This window comes from Neorhizobium tomejilense (assembly GCF_964254135.1).
In the GTDB taxonomy this organism is placed as follows: domain Bacteria; phylum Pseudomonadota; class Alphaproteobacteria; order Rhizobiales; family Rhizobiaceae; genus Neorhizobium; species Neorhizobium tomejilense.
Window position 1 is genome coordinate 1,557,289 of record NZ_CAXUSO020000002.1, and the last position, 21,369, is coordinate 1,578,657.

Genomic DNA, 21,369 nt, shown 5'->3' on the forward strand with positions numbered 1-21,369 from the left:
CCGCAGTCAAGCGATGGTTTATGAGATAAACGGCTTGTACGCGATATAAAATGCATTATCATCTCTCCGAACCTCGGAGGGTATTATGAACGGCGTATTGGCAGGCAGGACTGTACTCGAACTGGGAAGTATGATCGCAGCACCCTTCGCGACGCATATTCTTCAACAATTGGGCGCGAAGGTTATCAAGATCGAACCACCTGGAGGAGAGACCACGCGCAGGTTGGTGCGAGGTGGCCCGAGTGGGACTTACATCGCGTACAACAGAGGAAAGAGCAGCATCTGTCTCAATCTGCAGACGGAGGACGGGTCCCGCATTTTCAGTGATCTCGTTGCCGGAGCGGACATCGTTCTGCACAACCTTTCCCCGAGCGCGGCCCGCAAGATGAAGGTGACCTTCGAGGATTGCGAAGCCATCAGGCCCGGGATCGTCTTCTGCCACATCAAAGGCTATGGCCCCGGCCCGCAATCCGAGGAAATCGCATCGAATCCTATAGCGGAAGCCGCGACAGGGGTCATGTTCGCCAACCGCTCGACAGGAAAGCCATCGCGACTGGGGCCGTCTTACCACGACCAGTTCGCCGGGTGTTATGCAGTCATCGGCGTTCTGTCCGCTCTCCTCGATCCCGACGCATCAGCGGAGCGTCGGAACATCCAGCTCGGTCTATACGAAACCGGGCTTCATATCGCTGCCAGGGAACTTGTTGGCGTCCAGCTCAAATCCCAGATCACCGGGAATCCTGAGCAGGAACCATCTCCTGAATTCAGTATGCCCGGATATGGGGCGTACGAGACTTCCGACGATCGATGGATCTATTTGGTCATGCTCACGGACGAACACTGGCGAAAATTCTGCCTCGCCGCAAGGATCGAACTCGATCCCGAACTGGCCACGCTCCGACAACGGCGGAAGCACAGACCTGTTGTCGAGGACATCGTTGCGGGCGCGGTAAAGGATAAATCTTACGAGGCGCTCAGTGCCACGCTGGCAGCAGCCGGCGTAGGCTTTACGGAGGTGCTTTCGGGCGACAAGGTGCTTGATGTCGAGCAAGCACAGAATCCCCCCAAATACACGAAGGTTCCATTCGCGTCCTTCACGTTCGACGCGCCTGATTTTCCCGTGTCGGCAGCGGCCTCCCCGGAGGGACGCGAGGCGCCGCCTCCGTTGCTCGGGGAGCACACCGTAACGCTGCTCCGTCAATCCGGCTACTCCGAAGAGGCGATCGCCGAACTTCTCGCAGTTGGCGCCGTGAGCGACGCGAGCGACGACGGCGATCTATGGAACACCAAGATTGAGAGGCTCGCCGTCGCGCGTTGAAAACGCTGCGCTCCTGTCCGGGCGAGATCAATAGGCGTCCTGATCATCCCTCGGATGGCAGCCTCGGCAGGTGGCGGCGTGGTCACGCCACCTGCCGAACTATTCCAGGCGTGCCAGCAAGCTGGACGTAGAAGTCTGCTTTGGGAGGAGCAAGAATGAACATGACATCGGTCAACGTCACAGCGGCCAATTTCGTGGCTGCACAATTCAACAGCGTGGACAAGGTATTCGAGTCACGAGGACAGCGCTTCGAGGTTCTCAGGGGTTTCGACCTCACAGTTCGAGAGGGCGAGTTTTTGGCGGTCGTCGGCCCAAGCGGCAGCGGAAAATCGACACTTCTGAACCTACTTTCCGGGCTTGATGACGCAAGTGCCGGAACAGTGGTCTGTAACGGCAGGATCGTCGATGGGATCAATACCCATGTCGGATATATCACGCAGCAGGATAACCTTCTCCCGTGGCTGACGGTGCAGCAGAACATCTCTATCTCCCTCGAAATAAGAGGGGTCGCACCAGCCGAGCGGGCGGACCGAGTTGCCGCGATGATCGCCAAGGTGGGGCTCAAAGGATTTGAGCATCATCATCCTAGCAAGCTTTCGGGTGGGATGCGCAAGCGCGCGATGCTGGCGCGCACCCTCGTTTACGATCCGCAGATCATTCTGATGGACGAACCGTTCGGCCCACTCGACGCCCAGCTCAAGGTCGTGCTCCAAGCAGAGCTTCTCAAACTTTGGAGTGCAACCGGAAAGACGGTCGTGTTCGTGACGCACGACATCGTAGAGGCGATCACGCTCGCCGACCGGGTGGTGGTTCTTTCCCACAGGCCGTCCAGGATCAAGCTTGAGGAGCACATCACGATCGGACGCCCGCGCGAGGTCCACGACGTTCGCTTCACTCCCGGTTTCGAGGAGCATTACCGACGGCTCTGGGCCGCAATCGAAATTCACGGAGCCGGAGGGACACACCAGTGACCATGCCTGAAACCACCGTCGCCACATTGGTCCCTACTGTCGCCAAACGAAAGCTTGATCCCGTATGGCTGTACCGAGCCCTGTTTCTCGCAGGATTCCTTGGCCTCTGGCAGCTTGCGTCCGGACGACTTGTCGATCCCTTCTGGATTAGTAGCCCTTCGGATATCGGACTTACCCTGTTCCAATGGAGCAGTTCCGGCCTCCTGCAGCGTCATCTTTTCGTGACTTTCCAGGAAACGATTATAGGCTTCTGCATCGGATCAACGTTTGGCGTCATATCCGCGCTGATCGTTGGTTCCAACGATATGCTTCGCCGGACCGTCGATCCCTTTCTTACGGCCGTCTACGGCGTTCCGAAGGTCGCCCTGGCCCCGCTGTTCATCATGTGGTTTGGCATCGGGTTGGCACCCAAGATCGTCCTTGCAGCAGTCAGCGTCTTTTTCCTCGTGTTCTTCAGCACAATTAGCGGCATCGCCCAGGTCGATAGAAGGATGGTCGACGGGCTGCGGATAATGGGAGCGAGCCCGATCGTCGTTCAGCGAAAGGTGGTCTTCCCCGCGTCGCTGCCCTGGATCTTCACTGGCCTCAAGCTCGGCCTTCCCTACGGCTTCGTCGGCGCAGTCGCTGCTGAGATGATGGCGTCGAACGCGGGGATCGGCTTCCTCACTCAGGATGCTGCGGGACAGCTGAACTCGGCCGGAGTTTTCTCGGCACTCTTCGCCTTGATGGTTGTGACCTCCCTTCTCAACGAAGGGCTCGGGCACCTCGAGAAATGGATCTTCCGCTGGAAGTAGGGCGGAACTTGACAACCCGTAGCGGTTCAATCTGGGAGGATGACATGATCGATAGACGACACCTGTTTCGCATGATGGGGGCGGTGGGCCTCGGTGGCGCGATAGCACCGCAACTGGTCCTGCCCGGACGCGCCGCTGCCCAGGAAAAGGACCTTATGAAGCTCAATGTCGGGGTCGGCGGAATCACTTTTGCCTACCTGCCTCTTCTCGTGGCGAAGGCAGCCGGCTTTTTCGAAGAGGAAGGCCTGGACCTCACCTTCGTGAACGCAAACGGTGGGGCCAACGCCCTCGCCGCCGCCCTTGGCGGCAGCGTCGACATATGCGGCCTCGTGATGAGCGACATCATCCTGGCCTCGGCCAAAAAACAGAAACTGCACGCCTTCGCGCCTCTGATGTCACAGTATGCCAGCGATGCGATAATCAGCACTGCCGCGGCACAAAAGGCAGGCATCACCTCCGACATGCCTTTGACGGAGCGGATGGCGCGCCTCAGGGGAATGACGCTCGCAATCTCCAGCCGTGGTAGCGGCATCGATAAGCTCTGGCGCTATCTCATCGGCCTCGGCGGCCTGGATCCGGATAAGGACGTGACCCTGACTGTGGTCAAGCTCGATCAGATGTACCCGGCATTGATCTCCGGGCAAATCGACGGCTTCAACACGACGGCGCCTTCAAACAACCGCGCCGTTGAAGAAGGGCGGGCGATCTGGGTCGCCAGGCCCTCCCAGGGCGAAGTACCAGGCCTTGAGAACTTTCTCTACACGGTTCTGGGTGCCAAGCCCGAGTATCTCGCCGCCAATCCGGACGTCCCCAGGAAGCTGGTGAACGGTCTGGTCAAGGGCGCGAAGCTGATCCGTTCGGACGCCGCCAAGGCGGGTGCTCTCATGCAGAAGGAGTTCTTTGCCCAGACCGACGGTCAACTCGTCATTGACACCGTCAAGGATCAAGCGACGACGGTGGCATCTCCTCCGACCCTGTCTGAGGTGCAGTTCAAGCAGAATGTCGAGTTCATGCTCAAGTTCGGGCACGAGGTCGACAAGGTGGCGTTCTCGGACACCATCAACGGCAAATGGCTGACCAGCTAGAAGACCTCGAAACGCATCCCGCAGGCAAGGATCGGCGGGGTGCGTGACGCTGTTTGATCGACGCCCGGAGACTATACACCGGGGATACCTCAGCACTGGTCGAAGTCCGCCGACGGCTTGAGCTGGGAGACTGCCTCCAAATATTCCGAGATTACGTCGAGCTCTTGATCTGAAAACCTTTCGGTCACTTGTTGGTAGCTGCCGCGCAACTCGCCTAACAGGGCCAACGGGCCGCTCGCAGCAGCACGGTCGAGCTGGATCAGGACGCTCCGTCGGTCTTCACTGTTCGGGATCCTTTCGGTGAAACCTAGTCGTTCCAACCGATCGAACAGCGCTGTCCCGGAACCAGAGGTCAGACCGAGTGTCTTAGTAATCTCCTTGGGGCTCATGGGGACCGATGAAGAGGCAAGCAGCGAGATGCACCGCAGATCTGTCGGATGCATCTTGCCTTGGCGAGCCGCAGATTCCAGCGCCTCCTCGGCCTTATGAAGCATTCGGCCCAATGCTTGAGCCAACCGCTCTTGTCGTCTTTCTCGGTTCATTCCAGAGCCTTATCACGCCAAAACGTTTAATGTTTGGCTGATGACTGCCGGTTTGACATCCCCGCTTGATGTTGGAGACCATGGTAGCAACCACCTCCTAGCATGAGGATTGACTGATGGAGGCGAAAGCTGGCGGACGCTGAGCCAAGGATGCCCGCATCTTCGGCAGCTTTCACGCGAACGCTCGCCGCCAGGCCGCCGCCAGCAAACTTCGATATTTCCGGCAATTTAAGCTGGTGTTGATCCGTGCGGAACACAGGCGGATGGGAACCGCTTAGAGAACCGTCCGGACTTCCCACAACTCGGGAAACAACACGACATCCAGCATCTTGCGTAAATAGGATGCGCCACCGGTTCCACCGGTACCGCGTTTCAGGCCAATCACCCGTTCAACCGTCGTGACGTGATTAAAGCGCCAACGGCGAAAGTAATCTTCGAAATCGACGAGCTTTTCCCCGAGTTGATAAAGAGACCAATATCGCTCCGGCTCTTGGTAGATCTGACGCCATGCTTCGATCACCTTAGCATTAGAACTCCGCGTGGTGCGCCAGTCTCGGCGGTCGGCCTCATCGCCGAGGTCGAAGCCGTGGCGCGCGAGCAACATCAGAGACTCGTCGTAGAGGCTGGGTTCAGTCAGAATTGTTTCGAGCAGCGTGCTGATATCCTCGCGATGGCTATGCGGGCGCAGCATTGCCAGATTGCGGTTGCCGACAAGATACTCGATCGCCCGATATTGATACGACTGAAAGCCAGACGACTGGCCAAGGGCGCTGCGGAATTGAGTATATTCGCTGGGCGTCATCGTGCGGAGGACATCCCATGCGCTGTTAAGCTGCTCGAATATCCTCGACACCCGTGTCAGCATCTTGAACGCCAATTGCACTTCATCGGAGCGGATGCAAGCGAGCGTCGACCGGATCTCTATGATCGCGAGCTTCATCCAAAGTTCCGACACCTGGTGCTGCACGATGAACAGCATCTCGTCGTGTGCGGAGGAAAGCGGCACCTGGGCATCAAGTATACGCTCCAAATGCAGATAGTCGCTGTACGACATCCGCGACTCGAAAGCCATATGAGCCCCCTCGCTGGAGGGATCGTAAGATGTCGTCACGTTACTGCTGCCTTTTTCTGGTACCGAGGATCGAGCCACAACTGCTTGCGCATCACGTCTTCGAGGATGGCAACCGCACCCAAAACATCCTCATGACCGATATAAAGCGGCGTGAACCCGAACCGGATTGCCTCGGGAGCCCGGAAATCCCCGATCACGTCGCGATCGATCAATGCCTGCATGATTGCATAGCCTTCCGGATGACCGAACGACACCTGACTGCCCCGGGATTGCGGGTCACGTGGGGAAAGCAGGGTCAGATCGGGGCATCGTCGCTCGACTTCTTCGATAAAGCGTTCCGAAAGCTGGATGGACATGGCGCGGACGTCTTCCAACGCGATGCCGTCCCACACGTCCAGCGCCGCATCCAAGGCCGCCAGTGCGACGATCGGCGGAGTGCCGACCCTCATACGGTCTATACCCGCTCCGGGCCGATAGTCCTGCCGGAATTCGAACGGCGTTTCGTGACCCAACCAACCCGAGAGAGCCGGGCGTGCACGGTCGACCAGTCTGGGCGCTAGGTAGATGAAGGCTGGGGAACCGGGGCCGCCGTTTAAATACTTGTAGGTGCATCCGACTGCAAAATCCACGTCAGCGCAAGCCAGATGCACAGGAAGCGCCCCGGCAGAATGCGCTAGGTCCCAAATGACCAGCGCGCCGGCTTCATGCGCCTTGGCAGTCAGCCGGCGCATGTCGTGAAGGCGGCCCGTGCGATAATCGACCTCGGTCAGCATCACCACCGCGACATCCTGATTGATGGCGTCTTCGACCTCTTCCGGGGCAACGATCCGGAGCCGGTGTCCCTGGCCCAGCATTCCGATCAGGCCCTGGGCCATATAGATATCGGACGGGAAATTGCCACTATCTGTAAGGACGACCTTCCGCTCACCTTGCAGTTCGAGCGCGGACGCCAGAGCCTGATAGACCTTGATCGAAAGAGTGTCACCGGTCACGACAGTGCCGGCTGGGGCGCCCACCAGCTTGCCGATGCGGTCGCCGACCCGGCGGGGCATATCCATCCATCCAGAGGTATTCCAAGCTCGTATCAGCTGTGTGCCCCACTGCTGCTTCATGACATCGAGCACCCGCTCCGCCGAGCCGAAAGCCATTGGCCCGAGCGAGTTGCCGTCCAGATAGATAAGGCCTGGGGGAAGATCGAACTTCGTTCGGGTGGCGGCGAATTTTTCTGTTAAACCCATGTTCCAACTTTGCTCCTGGAGAACGCGTCGTGCTTCCAATGGATGCTATTCGACCCAGCCGCTTAGGGGCACGAAACGGCCGTTTCTGATCTCAGAGACCAGGCCGGCGCGTTGCGCGTGATGGTCGCTTTTCGACAGCGAAACCGGAGGAATGATGCCGCCCGATTGCCAGTGCGTTGTGGCTTCCATCGCCGCTATGAAAGTTTCGCGGGTAAGGTACCGCCCCGCCCGCTCGAGCGCATCCAAAATCAGCTTGCCGTATACATATCCGTACAACGTATATCGGTTCGGCTGACCACCCGGATGATGCCTGGCGAGTACCGCCCGGTAGTCCCGCATGCCAGGCTCTTCGCTAAACTCGGGGTCGGGAAAATGGCAGAGACCGATGGTGCCTTCCGCCGAGGCACCGCCACCGCCGAGATATTGCTCGTCGGCCAGCGGACCGGAGGCAATCATATGGCCCGACCAACCGGATTTTGCTTTCGCGACCATGGCAGCCTTCGCCTGGACCGGATACAGCGCCATGAACACCGCATCCGCGTCATGCGCAACCGACTCGAATTCCTGCGTCAGATCGGAAGGATCACGGGTTTTTACGGTGGCGGTCCCGCTGAGAGAATAACCGAACTCCGGGCCATGGTGCTCCATGAACTCCTGATACAGGTCGCCGTACTCGTTTTGATCGCGTATCAACGCTATACGTTTGAAACCACGTTCTTTTCCGGCATATTCACTGATTTTCCGTAGTTCGCCGATGTAGTGAGGAAGCGAGGTGAAGACGTAGCGGCTGTCTTGGCTGGCGAACAGGGTCGTATGGGGAAAGAGAAATGGTACGCGGTGGGTCTCCGCGAGGTCGGCGATTGACATCGCCTCCGGGCCGCCGAAATTGACGAGTGCAAATACATTGTCGAGAAGGACTAGCTTCTTCGCGTTCGCAACCGCCGCTTCGGCATCTCCGCCGCCCGATCGCGTGTATCCTTTCCAGACAATCCTGCGGCCATGAACAGGTCCGAGTTCGTTGCGCTCATCGAACGCCATGCGGAAGCCCCGGTTTTCCTCGTCAAGGGAGAAGGTGTTGGTAACGTCTTCCATTCCCATCAGGATCATGTCATCGGTGATACCTTTGGCGGGCATGTCCAAAGCCGGTTGTGATGACATCATCTCGTTTGAGCGGGTTTGGCTGTAAGCAGACACCTGATTCTCCTCGGTGTGGATAAGCGTGCTTCTAATGAACTCTCTCGGCCTTGAAGCGGCGCTCAAGAAGCGCGACGAGGCGGACCATTGGCCAGAGAAACAGAAGGTAGACGATCGCGGCGCCGATCAGCGGCGACGGGTTCGCATAGAAGGCTTGCGCGTCGGTTGCCGCTTTCAACAATTCCGGCAAGGCGACGGTTGACGCCAAAGCGGTTTCCTTGAACATTGAAACGCAGTTGCTTGTGATGGGCGGAATGACGATCCTGATCGCTTGCGGCAGCACCACCTTGCGCAACGTCAGAAGGAACGGAAGGCCGAGAGCGGAGGCAGCTTCGAATTGACCTTTCGGGACACTTTCGATGCCGGAGCGGAACACTTCTGCAGAATAGGCTCCGAACACGAACGAAAACGCGAGAATGGCGGAAGACCACGACGTCAACCTTATCCCCACAAACGGCAGGGCGTAATAGATCAGGATAAGGACAACCAGCGCAGGTATGGATCGAAAGATGTCGATGAATCCGATCGCGAGCAGACGCAACGGGATCGGCGCGTAAAGACGCAGCAGACTGATCACCAGGCCAAGTGGAATGCCGATAAGAATGCTGAGTATGCCCAGTAGCAAGGTATTGATGAAGCCGCGCATGAGGGCCGGAAGGCTTGCCGCGAGAACTTCAGGACTGAAGAAGGTTTCAAACAGGCCCACAACGGCTCCTCAGATCAGGTAGCGACGCAAGGGGTGGAACAGACACCCCAAAGTCCCGCAAGGTTCGATAGCGCGGCAGCCGGAAAATCATCTGACTGGCCTCGCACCGCTCTCGATACCAACTCGAGAGATGCGAGGCCGGAAAGGTTTGCTAGGTGATGCCCTGCAAAGGCGTCAGGGTGTGGGAAGCGGCACCACGTTCACGGTCGTCGAGTCCGGGGACGGGTCCTGGTTGAACCACTTCCTGTAAAGCGCCGCCATGGTGCCGTCCTTCTTGATTGCTCCAATGGCATCGTTGATAGGTCCCAGCATCGGATGATCCTTCGTCATCATCATTCCCAGCCGATCCGCCGACTTCATGCTGTACTTCACTTCGAGGTCGGGATTTTTTGCCAGTCCGAAACGCATGCTGTCATTCACCACGGCATCAACCCGGCCGGCGATCAGATCGAGCAGCATATCCTGCTTGGCGTTATATGACCTTATGTCTGTAATCCCGTATTGGGCTCTATTGGCATTGGCCCACTTCTCCCCGACAGTGCCGGAGATCACCCCGATGGTTTTACCCTTGAGGTCCGCGTCGGTTTTGATGGGGCTGTCTTTTCTGGCCGCGATATCGGTTGTCGGATCATAATAAGGCTGAGTGAAAGACTGCGATTTCAAACGCTCACTGGTGATGGTGATGGACGAAACCGCTACGTCGATGCGCTTCGAGGTGGTCGCAGCAAACAATGCCTGGAAGCCGTAGTCCGAAATTTCCAGCTTTGCCCCGACACGCTTGGCGATATCCGTGATGAGGTCGATTTCGAATCCCTCGAAGCTCCCATCGGCATTCTTGTATTCGAAGGGGGGGTTGGCCGGATAGGCGCCTACGTTCAAAACAGTCTGGGAATGCGCGGCAAGAGGCGTGAGAAGGAGGCTCATCGCCGATGCCGACAGCATGAGAAAACGTCTAGTGACCATAAGAAAACTCCCAGTATGCTACGGCCAAATGTCGCCGACTAGCGTCGTTAGCGTTCCACTGACGGACTTATTGTTTTTTGTGACCGTCATTGTCTTTTTGTACGCATAATCATACAATAGGTCAAGCGGTGAGTGCCGATTTCAAGCAAGGCTCGGAAATGACTAAACAAAAGCAGGCTGCGGTCCAACCGGACGTCACTCCGTTGAGAAGCGACGTGTTGCCAAGATACCGCCAGGTCGAAGCCATCCTCCGCGATCAGATCTGGCTTGGAGAACTCGGCCCCGGCGATCAGTTGCCGACCGAGGAGGAACTGTGTCGGCGGTTTGCCGTGAGTAGAGCCACGGTAAGACAGGCGCTGAAGATCCTGGAGCAGGAGAACCTCATTCACAAGGCAGTACCTCGGGGAACGTTTGTAAACCCGACCCTGGAGCAGGTTCGCCGAGGGTTGATCGACGTTACCCGCGCGGATCTACTCGACATGCGAGGCTTCGAGATCCAGGCGCCCCGGACGGGTTTCTATACGGCAAGGGGCGATGTCCAGACAGCGCTGAAGGTCGCGTCCGGCTCAAAGGTGTTCTTCTTTCTGCGGGTGTTCAACCTGAATGGCGAACCCGTCGGAGGCGAGCAGGTCTATCTGGCTGCAGACAACGAGAAGCTCCTCTCCGGCGACGACATGATTGCGCCGTCGATCTCGAAGCGTATCTCCCAGCGGCTGAACAGGTTGGTGGCGCGAACCGATATTCGCGTGAGCGCAATAACAGCAGATGCCCGGCACGCTATCCGCTTCGATACATTTTCCGGAGCGCCGTTGATTTCCGTGACGCGCACCTCATACGGCTCAGATGGCGATCCCTATGAATACGGCCACACGGTCCTTCGATGCGACCGGTGCCAGCTCATTCTCGATTAACTAAACTAGCAACAATAGGAGAGCTTTGATGGAAGTCATTAGCACCGACAACGCGCCGCAGGCGGTCGGACCTTATTCGCAGGCCATCGTTCAAGGTGACTTTATATTCGTTTCGGGCCAGCTTCCGTTCGATCCAAAGTCTGGCGCCTTTAACTCGGATGATCCGATCGAGCAGCTTGCTCAGTGCCTCGCCAACATCTCGGCGATAGCTGACGCGGCTGGAAGCTCGATTCAGAGAACCGTCAAGACGACCATCCTCGTTACCGACCTGAAGCGGTTTGACGAGCTGAACGCGGAATATGCCAAGATCTTCAAAACCCACAAACCCGCTCGCGCTTGTTACCAGGTGTCGGCCCTTCCCAAGGGTGCGCAGGTCGAAATCGAAGCGATCATCGCGCGCTGACGTCTTGAGTCGCCGCCAGTTCTTCTGGCAGCGGTCTCGCCGCGAAAACCCTGTACAAGCCCTTTCGCAAGGAGAGAACGTGATTTTGGGAACCGGACCAATTTTAGACTACCCGCATGACGCCCAACCCAAAAAAATGACCGTCTCGGCTACCGACGTTGCCGTCGAAATCATCGGCATGAACAAGTGGTACGGCGATTTCCACGTGCTGCGCGACATCAATCTGAAGGTGATGAAGGGCGAACGCATCGTCATCGCCGGCCCGTCCGGCTCCGGCAAATCGACGATGATCCGCTGCATCAATCGCCTTGAGGAACACCAGGCCGGCAACATCATCGTCGACGGCATCGAGCTTACCAACGACCTGAAGAAAATCGACGAAGTGCGCCGAGAAGTCGGCATGGTGTTCCAGCACTTCAACCTCTTCCCGCACCTGACGATCCTGGAAAACTGCACGCTCGCGCCGATCTGGGTCCGCAAGATGCCGAAGAAGCAGGCGGAAGAGATCGCCATGCATTATCTCGCCCGCGTCAAAATCCCGGAACAGGCCCATAAATATCCGGGCCAGCTTTCGGGCGGCCAGCAGCAGCGCGTGGCGATCGCCCGCTCGCTCTGCATGAAACCGAAGATCATGCTGTTCGACGAGCCGACCTCGGCGCTCGACCCGGAAATGGTCAAGGAAGTGCTGGATACGATGGTGAGCCTTGCGGAAGAAGGCATGACCATGCTGTGCGTCACCCATGAAATGGGCTTTGCCCGCCAGGTCGCCCACCGGGTGATCTTCATGGACCAGGGCCAGATCGTCGAACAGAACTCGCCGGCGGAATTCTTCGACAACCCGCAGCACGAGCGCACGAGGCTCTTCCTGAGCCAGATTCTGCATTAGCAGAAGGCCGGGACGTGCCGCCGGCTGCGCGTAGGACATCCGTCGCCACATCCTTTCCAATCTATCTGAATTGGAAACCGCTTATGTCGTCTTGGATTTAACCGGGTTCATCCTCAATTTCGGTGCTTTAGCACCAGCGTTCTCGCCCTCATCAGTTCTGGGCCGCCGTACATTGATCGCCTCAGCATCTTGAGGCGGTTGATCTAACGACGGTCCTGATGGATTTGACCGTCCACACGCGTACAAGAGATCAGGGCGGGCCTAACGTCCGCTTCAATCGCATGCAGACGAAGGCTACCCCGTGAGTCCACCACCCAAACCGACGACCCAGCAGCAGACACGCTACTGGAGGCACGCGTCTACGCGATTTATTCCATGCTCTCGCCGGCTGAAAAGCGGCTTGCCGACATCCTGCTGCAATACCAGATAGACCTGCCGAGCTAGAGCTATACGGCGGGCGAGCTTGCAGAAAAGGCGCAGGTGTCGAAAGCGACGGCGGCACGGCTGATCCGCTCGCTGGGCTATGCGACCTATCCCGATGCCAAGCGGCAGATCCGGGCCGACCAGCACGGGGGATCGCCCCGGGCAGGTCTGGAAGACCCCGATCGCGCGCCGTCAGGCAAAGTCTCGCTGAGCAGCACGGTCCAGATGGACCTCGACAATATTCGAACCACCGCCGAAAGCCTGTCCGAAGCCACGCTGAGCGAGGTAAGCCAGGCAATCGTCGGCGCCCCAGATTGCTGCCGACGATCATCAAGGAGGCGCGTGCCGCAGGAGCGATAACGGCGCTGATTACCGATCTCAGCGCCGCGGCAAGCGCCAAGGCCACCAACCATGTGCTGCGATGCCGCTGCCGGTCGCCCTCACCCTTCAATTCCCTCGTCGCCGCCGTCACCATCATCAATTATCTCGCCTGGAGCGTATCGACGGCGATGGGCGAGGCAAGCCTTGCCCGGTTCGAAAAGATCGACCGACTGGTGAAACTGCTCGACGACGTATCGCCCCCCAGACCAGTATCGGCCGGTGGGCCGGCAAAGGCGGGCTTCGGTCAGGAAAATTTTTCGAGCACGTGCAGACGCGTCGGCGATGCCCAGACGCCGGACTTGGATGTGGTCAGCCCGCACCTGACGAGCGTCTCGGCGAGACCGACGGCCGTCGAGACGCCATCGAGTTCACCCTTTTGAATCAGCGGGATAAATTATCGTTTGAACTTAGGTCGAGGGCAAAAAAAGCAACCGCGCACATAAAAACTCCGGACGCGCGGTGAGTGAGAGTGCCTGCCCTTTGGTCACGCAACAACATGTTCTCGTGCAAAGGCAACACCAGAGGGATGAAAGAAAGTTCCACACCAACGGCTCTGGGACAGCGTCTCGAGGGCTTGATCCGTCCTCCGATAGCTCGATAGAGCGGCCTCCAGCTGTAGCCAATCTCTCGCTCCTTGATTGCGCCAACCGCGTCAGAAATCTCAGCGCCGGGATGGCGGGTCACAACATTGTCGATCGCTCGATCGTCAGGGGACGAAATTGCTGTTTTAAAGCCAGGAAATTTGCCTACGAGAATTCGGTTTTGGACAAGCTCATGGTCGCAACTGACCCGAGTGCAAGCGAGTGATCTGTTAATCACCTAAGGAAAGCGGCCGTAGATCCGCACAAACACAAAGGCGCGTCCGGCGTCGCTACCTCAACAGCATTATCAGCCCACGACCTGGCCTCTCTCAAGAAGTCGGCCCCGTCGCGGTATCCGGAAATTCAAGGGAACGTCACTACATAAATCTGGAGGGATAAAGCATGTCGACTACAGACAGACTGCGAAGCGTCGATCCGGCGGTATTCTGGCCGGCCCTAGCAATAACGGCCGGGTTCATTTCATGGGGAGCATTGGCCCCGGATAGCCTCGCCTCGGTCACACAAGCCACGCTTTCGGCGATCATCAACGGTTTCGGATGGGGCTTTGTTGTCTCGACCGCGTTGTTCCTGGTCTTTGCCGGCTTCCTGGCGATCAGCCGTTTCGGCAAGATCAGGCTTGGGGCTGATGACGAGCTTCCGGAATTCCGGACGGTTTCGTGGGTATGCATGATGTTCAGCGTCGGCATGGGCATCGGCCTGATGTTCTGGGGCGTTGCCGAGCCGGTTTTCCATTTTGGCGCACCGCCTCACGGGCTGGCGGTCGCGCAATCCAAGGAAGCCGCTCTGCTTGCGATGAAATATTCCTATTTTCACTGGGCCCTGCACCCTTGGGCCATCTATGCGATTGTCGGTCTGGCGATCGCCTACTTTACCTACCGCAAGGGCTTGCCCATCCTGATTTCAAGCGCGTTCACCCCCCTGCTGGGCAAGGCGGTGAATGGACCGATCGGTAAAACGATTGATATTCTCGCCGTCATCGCCACACTGTTCGGCACGGCGACATCGCTTGGACTTGGTGCACAGCAGATCAACAGCGGTCTGAATTTCCTCTGGGGGACTGGTGAAGGCACCGGCATTGCCCTTGCGATCATCGCGGTGCTGTCGATGCTGTTTATCCTGTCGGCGGTGTCCGGGGTGGGCAGGGGCGTACAATTCCTGAGCAACATGAATATGGTGGTAGCCGCCGCGTTGCTGGTGTTCCTGGCTATCGTTGGACCGACCATCTTCATCCTCAACACCTTCACCGAAGCGCTCGGCGACTACCTGGCCGATCTCGTCACAATGTCGTTCCGCACCGCCGCCTTCAGCGACGGCAAGTGGCTGGGGAGTTGGACGATCTTCTACTGGGCCTGGTGGGTGTCCTGGGCGCCCTTCGTCGGCGTCTTTATCGCGCGCATCTCAAAAGGGCGCACCATCCGCGAATTTGTCATTGGCGTTCTGCTCATTCCGAGCGGCGTAACCTTCCTTTGGTTCACCATCATGGGTGGTACGGCGCTGCATTCGGAACTGATGGGGGTTGGTGGTCTTGTCGAGGCGGTCAACAATCAGGGTGCCGCAATCTCACTGTTTGCGCTACTCGAACAATATCCGGGAACGGCGGTCACTTCGTTCCTCGCGATATTCCTTGTTGCGATCTTCTTCATCTCGGGAGCGGATGCCGCCTCGATTGTGATGGGCATGTTGTCGTCTCACGGCGCACTTGAGCCTGCACGCGGCGTCATCGTCCTCTGGGGCGTCCTTGCCGGCGCGTCGGCCTGCGTGCTACTGGTGATGGGAGGTTTGCAAGGCCTGCAGACCGCGTCGATCATCGCGGCAGCACCCTTCCTCGTCGTTATGGTCGGGTTGTGCATCTCCCTGTGGATCGCGCTGTTGGACGACCTCGAAGGGCGCAGCAAACTGGCCCCACCCCTGCCCGAAGGCCCGCCTTTAGGCGAAGCACTCGCGGCTCAGTAGGTCACCGCGTTGTCACCCAAGCAACCAACCAATCGCACCCCAAACTGAGTTTCAGGTGCGATTGGCAGGAAGCCTCGGCGACAGGTGCGGGGAAAGGGTTGGCGCAGGCGGATCTTCTGGTCAAAAAATAGAGCATGTGCAGCGTTTCTCCTTTCACGCTGTATTTTCGTGCTCCCATCTCGGGGGGGGAAATAGCCGAGGCATTCCAGGCGGCTCGCAACTCATCGCGTCGCCCGGCATGGAAATGAATGCGGATTAGAAAAGAACCGAAGCTGCAGCGCTGCAGTTGCCCAAAAACACAACATGTCCAATATGCGCCTCCGTCCAACCGGGGCCAAACGATGCACGGTCGCCGCCGTTCCACCGGCGAGATCTCAGGACGGCTTATACTTAACCAGGCGTTACAGATGATAAATCATCTGCGTCTGCTCTTCCGGGAATGCTGCAAGGTTCCGACCGTCGACAGCCAAGAGCCGCGCTTCGTAGGGCTGCGCCCTGCCGCCTTCGGTTACTTTTGCGTTCGCCAGCGGCCTCGATGCGTTTGCGCGTCAGCGAACCGCATGGAAGAGCCCTTTCGCATCCGCGCTCCGGCCGCCCTGAAGGGAGCCGGCTCGGCAGCACCTCACATGTTGGCTTAACCTGTTGGAAAAACGGCTTTGAGGCGTAACGCCAATGGAACGCAGAGAACTACATTTGGCCGCGCCAAACCGGGTCGTCGCCATCTCAAAGACAGGCCCCGGATAGATGTCTGTCATTTTGAAATCCAGTTGGATGACTTCTTATGCAGTAGGCGGTGCGGGATGGATGAAGGGCCAGGGGCTTGCTTCGGATCCCTTCTCGATTGGCACTTCGATGAGAACGGGAGCGTTCAGCTCCAGAGCCTCGCTGACAGCCGATTTCAGTTCACCTGGGGACGACACGCGGTATGTTTTCACGCCAAAACTCTCGCCGAGTTTTACGAAATCAGGATTGGTGAGGTCTGAGCCAATGTACCGGCCGGAATAGGCTTGCTTCTGATCGCGCAATACGTTTCCGTAGGCATTGTTGTTGAACACGATTGCGACGACCGCGATGTTATGCTGCACGGCTGTGGCCAGCTCCTGCACACCGAACATGAAACCACCATCGCCCGACACTGAAACGACTGCCTTATCCGGATTGCCGACCTTGACTCCAAGCGCGGTATTGAAGCCGAATCCGAGGTTGTCCTGATAGCCACAAGTCACATACTGTCGGGGGCCGTAGACGGGGAAGGCAAACCGGGCGGTGAAGCCCATCTGACTGACTTCTTCGACAAAGAAACCATCGCGCGGCAGTGCCTCCCGGATCGCATTCAAATAATTGACCTGAGGCTGAACGGTTGAGAACCGTTCTTTCGCGTTGCGATTCCGGGCCGCGAACTCATCAGTTCGCGCCGCTCTGTCCGATGGTCCCACGGCTTTGGTCAAAGCTGCGGTGCCCGCCTTTGCGTCCGCGACAATTCCAACGTCCGGCTTCAACCGGACCATTTCCGTTGGATCGATATCGATGCGGATAACCTTGAGCCCCTTGGGAAGCCACTTCCACCGCATGAATTCGAGTTCAAGACGGCTACCGATACCGATGAGCACATCGGTATCTTTCCAGTAATCGAACGCAGCGACAAAATTCAGATAGTTGGGATGCTCGTCGCTTACGACGCCCTTTCCCGAACGATGGGACGTAACCGGCGCTTTAAGCGCTTTGGCCAATTCAGCAACTTCCGCACCCGCATCAACAGCGCCGCCGCCCACCATAATCAGAGGGTTCTTGGCGTTTGCCAGGATAGCAGCCGCAGCCTGAATACTGTCAGGATTGACTTGGGGATTCGCGGCGCGTCTGGTTTCAGGAAGATCGAGCTCCGGGCCTGTCATTCCAAAGACATCCCAAGGCGCCTCGACCGCTCCGGGTCCCTGACGTCCGGAGAGCATTTTTCCGATCACCTCGGCCATGACCGTTCCGGTCTGGGACTGATGATCAATGCGCTCTGCGACCTTCGTGATCCCACGCATGGTCGCCAGCTGGTCGGGCAGCTCGTGGAGCTGGCCACGGCCCTGGCCGATCAAGTGCGACATGATATTGCCCGTCAAACACAGGACCGGGGAATTCGCTCCATAGGCAGTGCATAGGGCGGCGCCGGAATTGAGCACACCTGGACCAGGCACAACCGTATAGGCGCCAATGCGTCCAGTGGACTTCGCGTAACCGTATGCCATGTATCCCGCGCCCTGCTCGTGGCGGGTATGGATGAAACGGATCTCGTTGCGCTTTTCATAAAGAGCATCGTTGAAGTCATACATGTGGGCGCCGGGAATGCCGAAGACAGTGTCAACACCGTTTTCGACGAGTGAACGAGCGATGGCCTGCCCTGTGGTCTCTTTGTTCTTCATAATGATTTCCAAACCTGGTTTTTGGGGATGCTCAGGCCGCCGAGCGGGTGCTCAGCGTGCCTTCTGCAGACAGAGCCTTGACGATCGCGCCCGCATCAGAAGGCTGCATCCCCGCCAAATTCATGCGACCGGAATCGGCCATGTAGATCCCGTGTTTGTGGCGCAATGCGACTGCCGTGTCTTTCGACATCGCCAGGTTCGAGAAGAGCCCTCGCTGGTTTGCGATAAAGCTCAGTTCCTGATGGGCAGCTGCAAGGGCGGCGCGGTTACCATTGACCCGAGCACACATTTCAACCAGCTCCTGCTTCCAGATTTGGGTAAGCTCCATGCTCTCCAGAATCACGCGTACGATGGCAGCGCCGTGGTCCGGGGGCATCGACCAGTTGACACGTGCCAACGACGCCATGTTGCCATCGGCGATTTTGAGCTGCTCCGCATTGCGGCTCACAAGGTAAAGGGCACCAACACGCTCGCGATAAAGACCAAAATTCTTGTCACACGAGTAGGCAACAAGCGCTTCGTCTACTGCCTCGAGGATAAGGCGGGTTGGCTCCGCGTCCGCTTCGAGGCCATCGCCCAGGCCTTGGTAGGCAAGATCGATAAAGGGAAGGAGCTTGCGCTCTACGAGAGTTGCTGCGATCTGCTTCCACTGGTCGATATCAAAATCAATGCCAGTTGGGTTGTGGCAGCAGCCGTGTAGCAGGATCACATCACCAGCCTCGGCCGCGTCGAGAGCCTCCAGAACACGATCGAAGTCAATTTGCTGCTTGGCAAGGTCGACGAAACGGTAGTCTTTGACGGTCAAGCGCGCCGACTCGACAATTGGAGCGTGATTGGGCCAACTGGGTGTACCAAGCCAGACCTTCGCACCGGGTCTGGCTGAGGCGATGAGTTCAGCGCCCAGTCGCAGAGCGCCGCTTCCACCTGGCGTCTGAATGCCTACAACCTTGCCGGCATCATGATTTGCGCCGAAAATAACCGGTCTCAGGAGATTGACGAAATTCAGATCCCCTTCCGGCCCGAGATAGCGCTTGCTGTCCTGGGTGTCGAGCAGCTGCTTTTCAGCGAGCTTGACGGCCCGCATAACCGGGGTCCGCCCTTGTTCATCTCTGTAGACGCCGACGCCGAGGTCGACTTTGTAGCCTCTGGGATCGGCCTGAAACGCCTTGATGAGCGCAAGTAGGCTGTCGGCTGGTTGCGCGGTGAGTTTCTCAAACATGTTGTCTACCTCCTAAGAACGTGGCCTAAGCGTACAGGCGCCTTAGTGAGGTAAGTTTGCAATTTTCAGCAGATATAGATATTATAGCGCATGAAAATCACCAATTTTCCGCAAACTATGCAGATATTTTGACATGACCTCAAAGTTACATACCCTAGATCAATTCGATATCCGTCTTCTCGCGGCTATTCAACGCAATGCTGAGCTGACACAAACTGAACTGTCGCAAGTCGTCAATCTGTCAGCAGCTCAATGCTCGCGGCGGCTTGACCGGCTGAGAAGCGAGGGTCTGATCCAGAACGTTGTAGCGATTTTGAACCCGGAACGACTCGGTTTTTCCGTTGTCGCGCACACGCTGGTTAGTCTTCGGTCCCACACAGAGGAAGGGAATGCTCAACTGCATCGTTTCATCGAAACAGCGCCTGAGATCCTGGAATGCTATTCCCAGACGGGCGATGCGGATTTCCTGATGAAGATCGTGGCCAGCGATCTTGACCACCTCAGCATCTTTTTGGAACGTATGATCAAGGTCACGGGTGGACTAGCGTCGGTCACCTCAAGCATCGTGCTGCGGACCATTAAGAAGAGCACGGAGCTGCCGTTGCAGATTATTCAGGCCTAGGGGATTACTACAACGACAGAAGCAGGCTGTCCGCTGCGAAGGCCGGGTCGAAGATATCGCCGGCGGCAGTATATTTCTTCCGGTGCGCTTCGAGTTTTGCGGTGTTGGTCATCGGCACACTTTCGAACTGAAGGAGCAGGCTGCACGTTGCCGCTAGGCCGACGCGGAGAGATAGGCATTGGCAATCATGTGCATGCGTTCGCGCGACATCGGTGCGCCGTGGCCGCCATAGGCAACGGAAATATCAAGATCCCGCAGGCGGCGCATACTCGTACGGTAAGCAGTTTTGTCGCAGCCAGGAAGGTCATCAACCAATGTGCCGTCATAGATCGCGTCGCCGCTGAAGAAGACGCCTGACACTTCGTCAAGCAACCCGATCGAGCCGGCCGAATGCCCCGGCAGGTGCAAGACCTTGTAGGAGGGACCGCCGATATCGATAGTGTCGTTCTCGGCAAGAACTCTGACGAGCGGAGCGCGGAGGATCGCGTAGTTGTCCTGCTCGAAGGACGGCTCTGGCTTTTGTTCCGCGCCTTGGGGCAACTCACGGAACAGATGTGCCAGCGTGACAGCATCCTCCATCCCCGCGAAGCCATCAGCCTCGGCGGCATGTCCCAGCCGATGTTCGAACTCGTGGAACGACCCGACATGGTCCGCGTGGACGTGCGTCGCCAATGCAATGACAGGCTTCCCGGTCTCGATACTCAGGAAGGGACGGAGCGGAGCAAGACCCATGCCGAAGTCAATGATTAGATCGGCGTCCTTGCCGACGACATGGAAGAGGTTTGCCCTGAAAAACCGGTGAACATGCGGCTCCCAGATACGACGGATCGTATTGGTGAGCTGTTCTTCACAAAACCAGTTTGTTCGATCAGTCATTTTTTGCCGTTCAATGAAGGAGATTGTTGAGAAAGCGTTTTGTGCGCCCATGCGAAGGCGAGCCGAACAGTCTGGCGGGCGCTCCCTTTTCAATGATCCTGCCGTCGTCCATGAAAACGACTTCGCTTGCGACTTGCCGCGCGAATCCCATCTCATGGGTGACGCAGATCATCGTCATTCCGTCCTCGGCGAGCCGAACCATGGTGTCCAGTACCTCCTTGACCATTTCCGGGTCGAGTGCGGATGTGGGCTCGTCGAACAACATGATGCGAGGTGTCATGCAAAGCGCACGGGCAATGGCAACGCGTTGCTGCTGACCACCGGAAAGTTCGCCCGGATACCGATGAGCCTTTTCGGGGATGCGCACGCGCTCGAGAAAGGCCATAGCAATGTCTACCGCTTCCGATTGTGGGCGCTTGCGAACCCAGCGCTGCGCCAGCGTACAATTTTCAAGAACGGTGAGATGCGGGAAGAGATTGAAGTGCTGGAATACCATGCCGACATCCCGCCGCACATGGTCTATTCTCGAAGTATCGTCGGTCAACTCGACACCGTTGACGACTATCCTGCCGCTCTGGTGAATTTCCAGACGATTGACGCATCGAATTAGTGTCGATTTTCCCGATCCGGATGGGCCGCATATAACCACGCGTTCCCCCTGCCCGACCGCCAGCGAGACATCGTGCAGAACATGATAGGTGCCGTAGGATTTGTTGACGTCCGACAGTTCAACGGCAGAGGGCCCGGGCGCGTCGGGCGACGGGAATGTCTCGATCATGGGCGTTCCTCGTTAGGCGTAAAC

At 57.8% G+C, this 21,369-nt stretch carries 21 protein-coding genes; 11 read left to right on the forward strand and 10 right to left on the reverse strand.

Annotation, left to right across the window (positions count from 1 at the left end; translation table 11 throughout):
- Positions 1-85 precede the first annotated feature (85 nt).
- The 4 genes from ACSQ3G_RS30130 (at position 86) to ACSQ3G_RS30145 (ending at position 4,168) form a co-directional block, all read left to right on the forward strand.
- A complete protein-coding gene (locus tag ACSQ3G_RS30130) occupies positions 86-1,318 on the forward strand; it encodes a CaiB/BaiF CoA transferase family protein (RefSeq protein WP_436112931.1) in 1,233 nt (410 codons plus the stop codon).
- Between the two features lie 155 nt (positions 1,319-1,473).
- A complete protein-coding gene (locus tag ACSQ3G_RS30135; RefSeq protein WP_436112932.1) occupies positions 1,474-2,289 on the forward strand; it encodes an ABC transporter ATP-binding protein in 816 nt (271 codons plus the stop codon).
- Positions 2,290-2,291: 2 nt separating this feature from the next.
- On the forward strand, positions 2,292-3,083 hold the full coding sequence (locus ACSQ3G_RS30140; protein WP_436113236.1) for an ABC transporter permease: 792 nt from the start codon (positions 2,292-2,294) through the stop codon (positions 3,081-3,083).
- Positions 3,084-3,238: 155 nt separating this feature from the next.
- Positions 3,239-4,168 carry an ABC transporter substrate-binding protein gene (locus ACSQ3G_RS30145; protein ID WP_436112933.1) on the forward strand — a complete coding sequence of 310 codons (930 nt, stop codon included), beginning with the start codon at positions 3,239-3,241 and terminating at the stop codon, positions 4,166-4,168.
- Between the two features lie 89 nt (positions 4,169-4,257).
- Here the strand turns inward: ACSQ3G_RS30145 and ACSQ3G_RS30150 are convergent, their stop codons facing one another.
- From ACSQ3G_RS30150 to ACSQ3G_RS30175, 6 genes are all read right to left on the reverse strand, one after another.
- Entirely contained in the window at positions 4,258-4,662 is a 405-nt protein-coding gene (locus tag ACSQ3G_RS30150; protein ID WP_436112934.1) for a MarR family winged helix-turn-helix transcriptional regulator, read from the reverse strand.
- A 322-nt stretch (positions 4,663-4,984) separates the two neighbouring features.
- Positions 4,985-5,821 (reverse strand): tryptophan 2,3-dioxygenase, encoded by an 837-nt coding sequence (gene kynA / locus ACSQ3G_RS30155; RefSeq protein ID WP_436112935.1) that lies wholly within the window; start codon positions 5,819-5,821, stop codon positions 4,985-4,987.
- A complete protein-coding gene (kynU, locus tag ACSQ3G_RS30160) occupies positions 5,818-7,020 on the reverse strand; it encodes a kynureninase (RefSeq protein ID WP_436112936.1) in 1,203 nt (400 codons plus the stop codon). The genes kynA and kynU overlap by 4 nt, the downstream gene beginning before the upstream one ends.
- Positions 7,021-7,065: 45 nt before the next feature.
- A complete protein-coding gene (locus tag ACSQ3G_RS30165) occupies positions 7,066-8,214 on the reverse strand; it encodes an ABC transporter substrate-binding protein (protein WP_436112937.1) in 1,149 nt (382 codons plus the stop codon).
- Between the two features lie 31 nt (positions 8,215-8,245).
- A complete protein-coding gene (locus ACSQ3G_RS30170) occupies positions 8,246-8,920 on the reverse strand; it encodes an amino acid ABC transporter permease (protein ID WP_436112938.1) in 675 nt (224 codons plus the stop codon).
- 174 nt (positions 8,921-9,094) lie between these two features.
- Complete coding sequence (locus ACSQ3G_RS30175; RefSeq protein WP_436112939.1) at positions 9,095-9,883, reverse strand: ABC transporter substrate-binding protein; 789 nt, start codon at positions 9,881-9,883, stop codon at positions 9,095-9,097.
- 128 nt (positions 9,884-10,011) lie between these two features.
- On the opposite strand from ACSQ3G_RS30175, the gene ACSQ3G_RS30180 reads away from it, so the two are divergent.
- The 6 genes from ACSQ3G_RS30180 to ACSQ3G_RS30205 all read left to right on the forward strand — a co-directional run bounded on the left by ACSQ3G_RS30180 (position 10,012) and on the right by ACSQ3G_RS30205 (position 15,442).
- Positions 10,012-10,794 carry a GntR family transcriptional regulator gene (locus ACSQ3G_RS30180; RefSeq protein ID WP_436112940.1) on the forward strand — a complete coding sequence of 261 codons (783 nt, stop codon included), beginning with the start codon at positions 10,012-10,014 and terminating at the stop codon, positions 10,792-10,794.
- Between the two features lie 25 nt (positions 10,795-10,819).
- On the forward strand, positions 10,820-11,197 hold the full coding sequence (locus ACSQ3G_RS30185) for a Rid family detoxifying hydrolase (RefSeq protein ID WP_436112941.1): 378 nt from the start codon (positions 10,820-10,822) through the stop codon (positions 11,195-11,197).
- Positions 11,198-11,333: 136 nt separating this feature from the next.
- Positions 11,334-12,083: an amino acid ABC transporter ATP-binding protein gene (locus tag ACSQ3G_RS30190; protein WP_436112942.1), complete on the forward strand. Its 750-nt coding sequence runs from the start codon at positions 11,334-11,336 to the stop codon at positions 12,081-12,083.
- Positions 12,084-12,563: 480 nt separating this feature from the next.
- Positions 12,564-12,866 carry a MurR/RpiR family transcriptional regulator gene (locus ACSQ3G_RS30195; protein WP_436112943.1) on the forward strand — a complete coding sequence of 101 codons (303 nt, stop codon included), beginning with the start codon at positions 12,564-12,566 and terminating at the stop codon, positions 12,864-12,866.
- Complete coding sequence (locus tag ACSQ3G_RS30200) at positions 12,821-13,267, forward strand: MurR/RpiR family transcriptional regulator (protein ID WP_436112944.1); 447 nt, start codon at positions 12,821-12,823, stop codon at positions 13,265-13,267. Before ACSQ3G_RS30195 ends, ACSQ3G_RS30200 begins: the two co-directional genes overlap by 46 nt.
- Positions 13,268-13,870: 603 nt before the next feature.
- Positions 13,871-15,442: a BCCT family transporter gene (locus ACSQ3G_RS30205; RefSeq protein WP_436112945.1), complete on the forward strand. Its 1,572-nt coding sequence runs from the start codon at positions 13,871-13,873 to the stop codon at positions 15,440-15,442.
- Between the two features lie 779 nt (positions 15,443-16,221).
- Here the strand turns inward: ACSQ3G_RS30205 and ACSQ3G_RS30210 are convergent.
- Both ACSQ3G_RS30210 and ACSQ3G_RS30215 read right to left on the reverse strand, forming a co-directional pair.
- Complete coding sequence (locus ACSQ3G_RS30210) at positions 16,222-17,850, reverse strand: thiamine pyrophosphate-dependent enzyme (RefSeq protein WP_436112946.1); 1,629 nt, start codon at positions 17,848-17,850, stop codon at positions 16,222-16,224.
- Positions 17,851-17,881: 31 nt separating this feature from the next.
- Positions 17,882-19,069: an amino acid aminotransferase gene (locus ACSQ3G_RS30215; protein ID WP_436112947.1), complete on the reverse strand. Its 1,188-nt coding sequence runs from the start codon at positions 19,067-19,069 to the stop codon at positions 17,882-17,884.
- Positions 19,070-19,202: 133 nt separating this feature from the next.
- Between ACSQ3G_RS30215 and ACSQ3G_RS30220 the strand changes: the two genes are divergently transcribed.
- A complete protein-coding gene (locus ACSQ3G_RS30220) occupies positions 19,203-19,691 on the forward strand; it encodes an Lrp/AsnC family transcriptional regulator (RefSeq protein ID WP_436112948.1) in 489 nt (162 codons plus the stop codon).
- Positions 19,692-19,844: 153 nt separating this feature from the next.
- Here ACSQ3G_RS30220 and ACSQ3G_RS30225 read toward each other — a convergent pair whose 3' ends face one another.
- Together ACSQ3G_RS30225 and ACSQ3G_RS30230 are read right to left on the reverse strand one after the other, a co-directional pair.
- On the reverse strand, positions 19,845-20,618 hold the full coding sequence (locus ACSQ3G_RS30225; protein WP_436112949.1) for an MBL fold metallo-hydrolase: 774 nt from the start codon (positions 20,616-20,618) through the stop codon (positions 19,845-19,847).
- A complete protein-coding gene (locus tag ACSQ3G_RS30230) occupies positions 20,578-21,345 on the reverse strand; it encodes an amino acid ABC transporter ATP-binding protein (protein WP_436112950.1) in 768 nt (255 codons plus the stop codon). The genes ACSQ3G_RS30225 and ACSQ3G_RS30230 overlap by 41 nt, the downstream gene beginning before the upstream one ends.
- Positions 21,346-21,369 lie beyond the last annotated feature (24 nt).